Here is a 10,115-nt window from a genome sequence, read left to right as displayed (position 1 = left end):
GCGGTCACTCAAATCAATATTCTGCGTATTTCATCCAGGTGAGGAGACATCGCAAATGCAACCAATGACGCATAATCCCGGGGCCGTGGGAATCGGCGCGCAGGTCGTTGCCAACGGAGCGCGCGGCCTTGCCGCCGGTACGACGGCCTCGGCCGAGGTCACGGCGCTGGTGCCGGCGGGAGCCGACGAGGTGTCCGCGCAGGCGGCGCTGGCGTTCGCCGCCGAGGGCGTCGAGACGCTCGCGATGAATACATTTGCGCAGGAAGAGATGGCTCGTGCCGGCGCGGCCTACATGGAGATCGCCGGCATCTACACCGCGGTCGACGGCACCAACGCCGCGAATTTCTGACGGCTGACCCCACTTGGTGAGGACGCACTAGACGATGTTCTGGCATGGAATGCCGCCAGAGCTGAACACTGCGCGGCTGATGGCCGGCGCCGGTCCGGCGCCGATGCTGCAGGCCGCCGCGGGCTGGGAAGCGCTGGCGGTGTTCCTGGAAACCCAGGCCGACGAATTGGCAGCGAGCCTGGCCGCGTTGGCGTCCGTGTGGAGCGGTTCGGCGTGCGACCGTGCCGTTGCCGCAACCATGCCGATGGTCACCTGGCTAAGAACGGTTTCGGCGCAGGCGCAAAAGCGTGCGTTACAGGCGACGGCACAGGCCAACTCGTACAGCCTCGCGATGGCGACCACGCCGCCGCTCGTGGAGATCGAACAGAACCACATCACCCACGCAGTGCTGGAGGCAACCAACTTCTTCGGCGTCAACACGGTTCCGATCGCGGTGAACGAGTTCGACTACTTCGTCCGGATGTGGAACCAGGCGGCCGGTGCCATGGACATGTACCAGGCCGAGACGGCGCTGAACATCTTGTTCGAGCCGATCCTGCCGATGAAGCCGATCGTCATCCCCGGGGTCGGTGAGGGCGCGGCCTCCGCAGCGCTCGGGCAGGCCTCCGCCATGGCTCCTGCGGCCGCCGTCCGCAATGCAGCGATTGCGCACGTCGGTGCCCAGGCCACGGTTGAGTCCGCGGGCCTGCAGACCGGTCGCGCTGTGGCGCAGGTCAATCAGGCTGCGGTACACGCCGAAGGTCAAGCGCAGCGGACGCAGAACGCCCATCAGCTCGGGCCGCGGGATGCGATGCAGCAGGGCATGCAGACGGGCATGCAGATGGGAGCTCAACTGGGTTCGACGCTGGCCCAGGTGCCGCAGCAGGCCGGCCAGATGGTCATGCAGCCCATGCAGCAGCTCACCCAGCCGCTGCAGCAGGTGACGTCGATGTTCAGCCAGTTCGGCAGCGCGGGTAGCAGCGACAAGGCCCAGATGGGGCTGATCGGCGCGGGTCCGCTGTCCAACCATCCGTTGGCGGGTGGGTCCGGCGCGAGCGCAGGTGCGGGCTTGGTTCGCGCCGCATCGCTACCGGGGACCGGCGGCACCTCGGCGCGAACCCCGTTGCTGGCCAACCTGATCGGGGAGACCAAACCGGTTGCGGTGTCACCTGGCGCAGCGGCCGGAGCGGGCGTCGCTGGGGTGGCACCAGTCGGCGCAGGGGGTGGCATGGGGCCGATCGGCGCCATGGGCCAACGCGGCACCAGCGGCGGCTCCAAGCAGGGTTTGAAAGCACCGTCGGTGCTGCCCCAAGACCTCGGTGAAGAAGAAGACGACGACTGGTAGTCGTCCACATGTACTTCCCGGCCGTCCGGTCGGAAAGACTCGCCATCTGTTGGTGAGGACACGCAGAAAACAGAAAGAGTATCCAGCATGGCACAGATGAATACCGATGCCGCTGTCCTCGCCAAGGAGGCAGCCAACTTCGAGCGGATTTCCGGTGAGCTGAAAGCGGTTATCTCGCATGTCGAATCCACCGCAGGTGCGTTGGCCGCGCAGATGGTGGGCCAGGCAGGCACCGCCGCACAAGCCGCCCTGGCGCGCTACAACGAGGCTGCCGCGCGTCAAATCCAAGAGCTGAACGACATTTCGGCCAACATCCACACATCCGGCATGCAGTACACGGCCACCGACGAAGACCAGGCCGGCATCGTCGCGGGCGCAATGGGCATCTGACCGGGTATCTGACCTTCCACTCACGAGAAAACGGAGCACGACATGACAGAACAGGTATGGAACTTCGCCGGTATCGAAGGCGGAGCAAGCGAGATCCAGGGCGCCGTCGGCCAGACCGCGGGCCTGCTTGACGAAGGCAAGGGCTCGCTCGCCGCGCTGGCTGCGGTGTGGGGTGGCTCGGGTTCGGAGGCCTATCAGGCCGTGCAGATGCGTTGGGACAGCACATCTGCCGAGCTCAACGCGGCGCTGCAGAACCTGGCGCAGACGATCAGCGAGGCCGGCGCGACCATGGCCCAGACCGAAGCCGGCGTTACCGGGATGTTCGCCTAACACGACGGTGCGCGGGGTGGGCAGGCTCATCCCCGGGGGAGGTCCGCCCGCCACGCGCGTTCCGTCGTTCTGAAACGATAAGAGGTACCCATGTCGGCCGACTATGACCGGCTTTTCCGCGCTCAGAACGACGCTGTGCAGACAGTTGACCAAGCAGCCGAGCGCGACGCAACTTCCGCGGATGCGACGTTCAACAGCGGTCCTGGCCGCAGTGAAGTGACACCGCCCGCGTTACCCATCTCGACCCTGACGCACGCCGCGCCCAGCCCGCCCGTGCGCGACACCGAGATCACCACCCAGATGCCACCCACGCGGTCGGCGGCCCCGCAGGGCCAGGCCAACGGGATGATGCGGACACCGAACGCCGAGGCCAATGCCGGTGCTCGCCACGAACAGCCCAGGACCGCCCCGGCGCCACCACCGCGTCCCGCGCAGGCGCCCGCCCCGACACAGCATTTCGCCGAACCGCATTCGGATCCCGTCGGCGCAGGCCGGTTAGGCCAGCCGACGCCGACTTCCGCGGCGAGCATCGGCAACCATCGGGCCATCGACGCGCTGTCGCACGTCGGGGTGAAGTCGGCGGTCAAGATGCCGCCGCAACGGGGCTGGCGACATCTGCTGTACGTGTTGACCCGTATCAATCTGGGTCTTTCCCCCGACGAGCTCTATGAGATGGAGCTACACCACCGAATCCGCCGAAATGCCAGGGACTCCTACCAGATCGGCATCTTCGGTCTCAAGGGCGGCGTCGGCAAGACCGCCGTCACCGTGGCGCTCGGTTCGGCGCTGAGCAGGGTGCGTGGGGACCGGATTCTGGCGATCGACGCGGATCCGGACGCCGGGAACCTGGCTGACCGGGCCGGCCGGCAATCGGCAGCGACCATCGCAGACCTGCTTGCGGACAAGGAGTTGGCGCGCTACAACGACATTCGCGCGTACACGAGCATGAACGCGGCGAACCTGGAGGTGCTGTCGTCGGAGGACTACAGCGGTGCGCGCCGTGAGTTCAACGACGAGGACTGGAAAGGCGTGACCAACATTGTGTCGCGCTACTACAACCTCGTACTGGCTGACTGCGGGGCCGGGCTCTTCCAGCCCGCGGCTCGTGGTGTGTTGTCGACGGTGTCGGGCCTGATCATCATCGCGAGCGCATCGATCGACGGTGCCCGGCAGGCCGCGGTGACGATGGATTGGTTGCGGCAGAACGGATATCAGGATCTGCTGGGCCGGTCCTGCGTTGTGATCAACCATGTGGTCCCCGGTAGGCCCAACATCGACGTGGACGATCTGGTGGCACAGTTCGAGCGGCATGTTCCACCGGGTCGCGTCATGGTGCTGCCCTGGGACAGGCACATCGCCGCGGGCACCGAGATCCAACTGGAACTGCTGGGCAAGACGTTCCAGCGGCGCATCGTCGAGTTGGCGGCGGCGTTGTCGGACGACTTCGACAGGCTCGAACGGCGTTGACCGCCACCGGCACCGCAGCATCGACCTCGGGCGTCACACCGGGGCGGCCGGCGACCACGCGTGTGACGATTCTGACCGGCCGTCGGATGACCGACCTCGTTCTACCCGCGACGGCACCGATCGAGACGTACATCGACGAGACGGTGGCAGTCTTGGCAGAGCTTCTCGAGGACACTCCCAAGGACGTGCTGGCCGGGTTCGACTTCACGGCCCAGGGCGTGTGGGCATTCGCCCGGCCGGGCGCTCCGCCACTGAAGTTCAACGAATCGCTCGATGACGCGGGAGTGGTCGACGGGTCACTTCTGACGCTGGTCTCGGTCAGTCGCACGGAGCGCTACCGGCCACTGGTCGAGGATGTCATCGATGCGATCGCGGTGCTGGACGAGTCGCCGGAGTTCGACCGCGCCGCGTTGAATCGCTTCGTCGGCTTGACGATTCCATTGGTGACGCTGGCGGTGGCCGTGATGGCGCTGGTGACTTGGCGCCAGACGGGGCACGGCTGGGGGTGGGCGGCGGCGCTGACCATGCTGGGCCTGGGGCTGTTGGGGGGCAACGTGATCGCGACCAACCGGTACGGGAATCTGGACGCGGCCGAGAGCTTGTTGGTCGCCGCGTTGCCCGCGTTGGCTGGTGCGGCGATGTTGGCGGTTCCGTTGCCCCGCGGCTTCGATTCGTGGGGTGCGCCGCAAGCGGCGGGTGCTGCGGCCGTCGTGCTGTTGGTGACGTTGGTGTCACGCGGTGGGCCGCGCCGAAGAGCCGAACTGGCGGCGTTTCTGGCGGTCACGTCACTGGCAGCGGTCGCGGCGGCGATCGCATTCGGGTACGGATGGCAGTACTGGGTGGCGTCCGGCGCCGTCGCGTTCGGGTTGATCATCGTGACGAACGCGGCGAAGCTGACGGTGGCGGTGGCGCGGATCGCGCTGCCGCCGATCCCTGCGCCCGGGGAGACGGTGACCAACGACGAGTTGCTCGACCCGGTGGCGACCTTCGACCTGACCGATGAGGAGTCACCGACGTGGCAGGCCATCATCGCCTCGGTTCCAGACTCCGCTGCGCGCCTGCACGAACGGAGCGAGCTGGCGAAGCGCCTGCTGATCGGGTTCGTGACAGCGGGCGCTTTGGTGCTGTCGGCCGGCGCGATCGGCGTTGTGGTGCAAGGACACTTTTTCGTGCACAGCATGATCGTCGCCGGGTTGGTCACCACGATCTGCGCGTTCCGGTCGCGACTGTACGCCGAGCGCTGGTGCGCATGGGCGTTGCTGGCCGCGGCGGTGCTCATTCCGACCGGGGTGATGGTCAGGCTGGTTCTCTGGCACCCCGACAAGGCGTGGCTGGTGCTGGGCCTTTACACCGCGGCGGGGATCGTCGCGCTGATCGCGATCGGCGCGACAGCGGGGGTGCGGCGGATCTCTCCGGTGACCAAGCGGATCCTCGAGCTGGTGGACGGGGCAGCGATCGCGGCGGTGATACCGCTGCTGTTGTGGATCGCCAGCGTGTACGACGTGCTGCGCAACCTGCGGTTCTAGCTCCGCGCGCCACAACGATTTCTGCAGGAGGGTCGTTACTCACGGCGGATTCACAACCCTGCTGCAGAAGTCGGCGAGACGACGAAGCCGATGACACATCGCCGGTCACTTGCGCGGCGGGCGCAGCACCTTCATCGCCAGGCGCATGACCGGCGCGGGCACCCGGTCCTTGGCGGCCAACGCGGCATCGGCTGCCCGGCCGCGCAGCGGTGTGCCGCGGCCGAACATCTTGTTGATCCGTCCGCCGGTGGGTTCGAGGTCGAAGTGCAGCGGCGGCTTGCCGTCGGCAGCGCCGAGCGCGTTGGAGATGACGATCCGCTGAATCTCGCTGGTGCCCTCGAAGATGGTGTACAGCTTGGCATCCCGGTACCACTTCTCGACCGGGTGGTCTTTGATGTAGCCCCAGCCGCCCATCGTCTGGATCGCGCGTTCGGTGGCGCGGACGGCGACCTCGCTGGCGGCCATCTTGCACATCGACCCCTCACCGCGCTCGAACGCCACCCCGCTGGCCGCCATCCAGGAGGCGCGCCAGGTGAGCAGTCGGGCCCCGTCGATCGCGGTGGCCAGCTCCGCCAGCGGAAACGCGATGCCCTGGTTGTCGATGATCGGCGCGCCGAACGCCTCGCGCCGGTTGGCGTACTCGGTGGCGTATTCTAAAGCGGCCCTGGCGATCCCGAGCGCCTGCGCGGCGACCATCGGGCGGGTCTGCTCGAAGGTGCCCAACGTCGCCGAGCCGGAGTGCTTGGCACCCTCGACGGCTTCGCGGGCCTTGGCCAGCTTGTAGTCGAGCTTCTCCTGCCCGCCGAGCAGGTTCTCGGCGGGGACACGCACGCCGTCGAACCTCAACTCGGCTGTGTGCGACGCGCGGCAGCCGAGCTTGTCGAGCTTGCGCACCATCTGCAGGCCCGGGGTGCCGCCGGGGACGATGAACAGCGCCTGGCCCTTGTGGCCGAGTTCCTCGTCGACGACGGCGTTGACCACATGCACGTTGGCGATGCCGCCGTTGCCGATCCACATCTTGTGCCCGTCGATGATCCAGTCGTCGCCGTCGCGGTGGGCGCGGGTGCGCAGGTTGCGCACGTCGCTGCCGCCCTCGGGCTCCGAGATCGCCAGTGCGGCCAGCTTGAGATCGCCAGGGGTGCCGAAACATTCGGGCGCCCACTGCAGCATCTGCTCGGGGGATGCGGCCTGACCGATGGCCGACAGCGCCAACGCAGGCATCACCACCGCCAGCCCGATGCCGGCGCAGCCCCAGAACAACTCCTCCATGAACATCGGCAGCGAGAGCCCGGTCGGATCGCCGATCAGGTCGCGGTAGAACAGCGGGCTGTAGAAGCCGCGGGTCGCCGCCTCCTCCAGGACCGGCCAGGGGAACTCCTGGCGCGCGTCGTAGTCGGCGGCCACCGGGCGCACCACCTCGGCGGCGAACTCGTGCGTTCGTCGCGCCAGGTCGTGCTGCGCCTCGGTCGGGGCGATGTCGAAGCCCATCGACGGCTGGATTAGCCGCCCGGCGCCGTGGCGAAACCCGTCGGCGCAATGACCGCGATGACAAAGCCCCCGGATGCCAGGGGGACGCATCCGGGGGCTTGTCGTGGGGGATGGTCACTTCACGTCGACGTACACCGTCTTGTTGAGCACCCGGGTGTTGAGGTCATGGCCCACGCCCTGGCTGTTGGTCTGGGTGTAGGTCTGACCGGTCCGCACCGCGAGCACGTTGGCCTCTTCGAGCGGGGCGTTGCCGATCCGGTTGACGATCACGTTGTAGCCCTCCGACTCGAGCTGGCTGATCGTCTCCTGGGCGTTTCCGGTACCCGACGGCGCGGCCTGAGCCGGGGCGGACAATCCGATAAGTGCGGCCGTCAATGCGCTGGCGGCGACGGTGGCGGCGGTGGTGACAGTGCCGAACTTCTTCATGATTTCCAGCCTTCTTTTCTTCTCACCCTTCGTTTCCGAGCCGTGGCGGATGTCGCGGTTCGAGTTGCAGCTGCACTGTTCAACCTCAAGAGCAAGGGTTTAATCCCGATGGCAGAAATTGATTGCTAGTTGGCAGCAATTGTGCTGCGGGACAGGCGATGGCCCATGTTTCGACCGCCGGATTGGACCAACTCGGCAGACTGGAGCCGATGAAGCTCGCCGGCATGCGGCTGCGCCAGCGCGACGGGGTGACATGCGGCCCGACCGTCGCGGTGGTGGCGGGCGCGCTGATCGACCCCGAGCGCCGCGCGGCGATGACCCGGCCGCTCTCGGGCGCCGAGTGGTTCTCGGCCGAGCAGGCTCGGGTGCACGCCGAGATCAACCGGATCTGGCCGCGCCGGCTGGGCACCACCCCGTCGGGCATGGCCCGCGCGCTCACCACACCCAGAGCCCGGTACCGCTGGCGGATCTTGCGCGGACGCTGTGACCCGCTGACCGATGTGCTGCGGGCGGTGGCCGACGGGTGGCCGGTCGCGATGCTCATCGGACGGTTCATCCCGCGCCACTGGGTGCTGATCGTCGAGGCGGACGGGTCGCGGCTGCAGTGCTACGAGCCGTCGTCGGGGCAGGTGCGCACGGTCCCCGTCACCGACGTACGTCGCGGCCGTCTCACCGGGCTCGGCTACCCGCGACCGTTCGCGTTCGCCCTCCCGTATTCGAACGTATGATCGAGCAGTGGGCGAGTTGCAGTCGATCGGCTACAACGGGCAGCCGGTGCAACAGGCTTTCCGTCGGGTCGACCCGCCCGTCACAGTCCTCGTCGACCTGGCCGTTGTCTTTCCGCGCGAGCCCCACCGCGCCGGCGGCTACAACCCGGCCGGACTGCAGATGCACTCGATCGTCGAGGGCCGGCTGACCTGCTGGGGCATGTGCGAGCAGGGCTACTGGTGGGGCCTGGTCACCTACGAGATTGCCTACGGCGCACGCCGTAAAGCCGTCACACACTGGATTCCCGCGTGGACGTTGAAACGCAAGGCCGACTAGGGCCTTGGCCCCCGCGCTGGCTACGGTCCTTCGTCGTCCTCGGGCAGCAGGTACTTCTCCGGGTGGTGGTAGTTGTTGACGCGCGACTGGCCCGTATCGAGGTCGGGCGGCGGCAGCCACTCGATGCGCCCGTCGGCGCGCCGGCGGGTGGTCCAGCCGTCCCGTCTGTCGATCAGCCGGTTGTGCGGCGGGCAGGCGAGGGTGAGGTCGTCGACATTGGTCAGTCCGCCGGCGACCCAGTCGGCCACGGCGTGGTGTACCTCGCACCGGTAGCCGGGGGCGGTGCACCCCGGCTTGGTGCAGCCACGATCGCGCGAGTGCAGCACGATCCGCTGTCCCGGGGTGGCGAAGCGCTTGGCCCGCCCGACATACAGCGGCAGCTCGGTGTGGCCCTCATAGACGACCAGATAGTGGTGGGCTTGTGAGGCCATCCGGATGACGTCGCTCATCGGCAGCAGGCTGCCGCCGCCGGTGACCGCCATGCCCGTCGCCGACTCCAACTCCTTCAGCGTGGTCGACACGATGATCGAGGCCGGCAACCCCTTGTGCTGCCCCAACTGTCCGGACGCCAGCACCGCGCGGCCCATCGCCTTGAGGGCGTCGTGGTTGCGCTGACCGGTGCTGCGCAGATCGCTGTACCGCTGGTCGAACGTGGGTTCGCCGTCGACACAAGGGCTTTCGTCGTTCGGGTTGCACATGCCCGGCGCCGCCATCTTGGCCCACACCGCGTCCAGCGTCGCGCGGGTCTCCGGGTCCAGCCAGCCGCTGATCCTGCTCATCCCGTCACGGCACTGCTTGCCGATGTGCACCGAGCGTTTGCGGGCGCGTTCCCTGTCGTCGGGTTCCGGCCCGTCCTGATCCAGCAGCACCGCCAGCCGCTCGGCGGCTTTACGCAGTTCCTCCGGCCGCAGCCCGGTCGCGATGTGTGCCAGGGTGACCTCGGCCTCCTCGCGGGACTGATAGTCCACGTACACGGGCAGCTTCTTGAAGAACTTCTCGATGATGCCCACCTGCTCGATGCCCACCGCGCCTTCGGCCTGGGCGGCCGCGGTGGTGGGCAGCAGCGGCGCCAACCGTTCGCCGGTCATCGCCGTGCGCGGACCGAGCGCCTCCGCGGACTTGATCCGGCGTCTGGCCTCCTCGTTGGAGATCAGCAACGCCGTACACATCACCTCGGCCAACGACGACGCCCCCAGCGTCTTCGGATCCTCGAGCGCCAGCCGTGAGATCAGCGCGTGGTCGATGACCGCGTCGCAGCGGCGCACCCGTTCCAGCCGGTTCTGCACGGCCACCAACTCGCGACCCGTCAAGGTCTCCAGCGACAGACGAAGCAGTTTCTGGTGGGCGGCCTCCACCTCCTCGACGGCGGCGAAGACCGCCTCAGAGGAGATGACGCCGCCCATCGTCATGGCTGGCCGACCGCCTCGCGGATGCGCCGTTGCGCTTCTCCAGGGGAGATGCGCAGCCGCCTGGCCAAGTCCTTCGCAGAGCACGCTGCGGCGGGTCGGGCGGCGCCGCCTTCGGCGACCAGCCGGCCGATGAGCTTGCGGTTCAGCGTGACGCGCTGCTGCTCCAGCCTGTCCAGCCCGGCCACCAAGGCATAGAGATCGGTACGCGAGAGCCGGTCCAGAGGCAGCGCCGCCAGCTCCTTGTAGGCGCTTTCGATCGACGTGAGCACGTCGACCGCGGACACCGTATTCGAACGCATGTGCGAAAGCCTACCGCCGCCCGCCGACAAGCATCCGAAGTTATCCACAGGCACGGAATAATT

At 67.7% G+C, this 10,115-nt stretch carries 12 protein-coding genes; 8 read left to right on the top strand and 4 right to left on the bottom strand.

The window, feature by feature from the left end; genetic code table 11:
• Nucleotides 1–55: 55 nt before the first annotated feature.
• The 6 genes from G6N28_RS10980 to eccD all read left to right on the top strand — a co-directional run bounded on the left by G6N28_RS10980 (nucleotide 56) and on the right by eccD (nucleotide 5,386).
• Entirely contained in the window at nucleotides 56–349 is a 294-nt protein-coding gene (locus G6N28_RS10980; protein ID WP_163900185.1) for a PE family protein, read from the top strand.
• A 34-nt stretch (nucleotides 350–383) separates the two neighbouring features.
• The gene (locus G6N28_RS10975; RefSeq protein WP_163900183.1) at nucleotides 384–1,673 is read left to right on the top strand and encodes a PPE family protein; all 1,290 of its coding nucleotides are present in this window, start codon (nucleotides 384–386) and stop codon (nucleotides 1,671–1,673) included.
• Between the two features lie 87 nt (nucleotides 1,674–1,760).
• Nucleotides 1,761–2,063 carry a WXG100 family type VII secretion target gene (locus G6N28_RS10970; RefSeq protein WP_046753024.1) on the top strand — a complete coding sequence of 101 codons (303 nt, stop codon included), beginning with the start codon at nucleotides 1,761–1,763 and terminating at the stop codon, nucleotides 2,061–2,063.
• 42 nt (nucleotides 2,064–2,105) lie between these two features.
• Nucleotides 2,106–2,393, top strand: coding sequence for a WXG100 family type VII secretion target (locus tag G6N28_RS10965; protein WP_046753025.1), 288 nt, complete (start codon nucleotides 2,106–2,108; stop codon nucleotides 2,391–2,393).
• A 90-nt stretch (nucleotides 2,394–2,483) separates the two neighbouring features.
• Nucleotides 2,484–3,860: a MinD/ParA family ATP-binding protein gene (locus G6N28_RS10960; RefSeq protein WP_163900180.1), complete on the top strand. Its 1,377-nt coding sequence runs from the start codon at nucleotides 2,484–2,486 to the stop codon at nucleotides 3,858–3,860.
• Nucleotides 3,857–5,386, top strand: a complete 1,530-nt coding sequence (gene eccD, locus G6N28_RS10955; protein ID WP_163900178.1) for a type VII secretion integral membrane protein EccD — start codon at nucleotides 3,857–3,859, stop codon at nucleotides 5,384–5,386. Before G6N28_RS10960 ends, eccD begins: the two co-directional genes overlap by 4 nt.
• 105 nt (nucleotides 5,387–5,491) lie before the next feature.
• Here the strand turns inward: eccD and G6N28_RS10950 are convergent, their stop codons facing one another.
• Together G6N28_RS10950 and G6N28_RS10945 are read right to left on the bottom strand one after the other, a co-directional pair.
• Nucleotides 5,492–6,874, bottom strand: a complete 1,383-nt coding sequence (locus G6N28_RS10950) for an acyl-CoA dehydrogenase family protein (RefSeq protein ID WP_163900176.1) — start codon at nucleotides 6,872–6,874, stop codon at nucleotides 5,492–5,494.
• A 114-nt stretch (nucleotides 6,875–6,988) separates the two neighbouring features.
• On the bottom strand, nucleotides 6,989–7,300 hold the full coding sequence (locus G6N28_RS10945; protein ID WP_163900174.1) for a hypothetical protein: 312 nt from the start codon (nucleotides 7,298–7,300) through the stop codon (nucleotides 6,989–6,991).
• Nucleotides 7,301–7,509: 209 nt separating this feature from the next.
• On the opposite strand from G6N28_RS10945, the gene G6N28_RS10940 reads away from it, so the two are divergent.
• On the top strand, nucleotides 7,510–8,028 hold the full coding sequence (locus tag G6N28_RS10940) for a hypothetical protein (protein WP_179962188.1): 519 nt from the start codon (nucleotides 7,510–7,512) through the stop codon (nucleotides 8,026–8,028).
• Nucleotides 8,029–8,035: 7 nt separating this feature from the next.
• Nucleotides 8,036–8,344, top strand: a complete 309-nt coding sequence (locus G6N28_RS10935; RefSeq protein WP_163900172.1) for a hypothetical protein — start codon at nucleotides 8,036–8,038, stop codon at nucleotides 8,342–8,344.
• Between the two features lie 20 nt (nucleotides 8,345–8,364).
• On the opposite strand, the gene G6N28_RS10930 is transcribed toward G6N28_RS10935, so the two are convergent.
• Both G6N28_RS10930 and G6N28_RS10925 read right to left on the bottom strand, forming a co-directional pair.
• A complete protein-coding gene (locus G6N28_RS10930) occupies nucleotides 8,365–9,753 on the bottom strand; it encodes an HNH endonuclease signature motif containing protein (RefSeq protein ID WP_308207198.1) in 1,389 nt (462 codons plus the stop codon).
• Entirely contained in the window at nucleotides 9,750–10,052 is a 303-nt protein-coding gene (locus G6N28_RS10925) for a hypothetical protein (protein WP_163900169.1), read from the bottom strand. Before G6N28_RS10925 ends, G6N28_RS10930 begins: the two co-directional genes overlap by 4 nt.
• Nucleotides 10,053–10,115: the final 63 nt, after the last annotated feature.

This window comes from Mycolicibacterium pulveris (assembly GCF_010725725.1).
Lineage (GTDB): Bacteria > Actinomycetota > Actinomycetes > Mycobacteriales > Mycobacteriaceae > Mycobacterium > Mycobacterium pulveris.
Note: the sequence above shows the minus strand (reverse complement) of the source record. Positions and strands in the feature narration are given on the sequence as shown.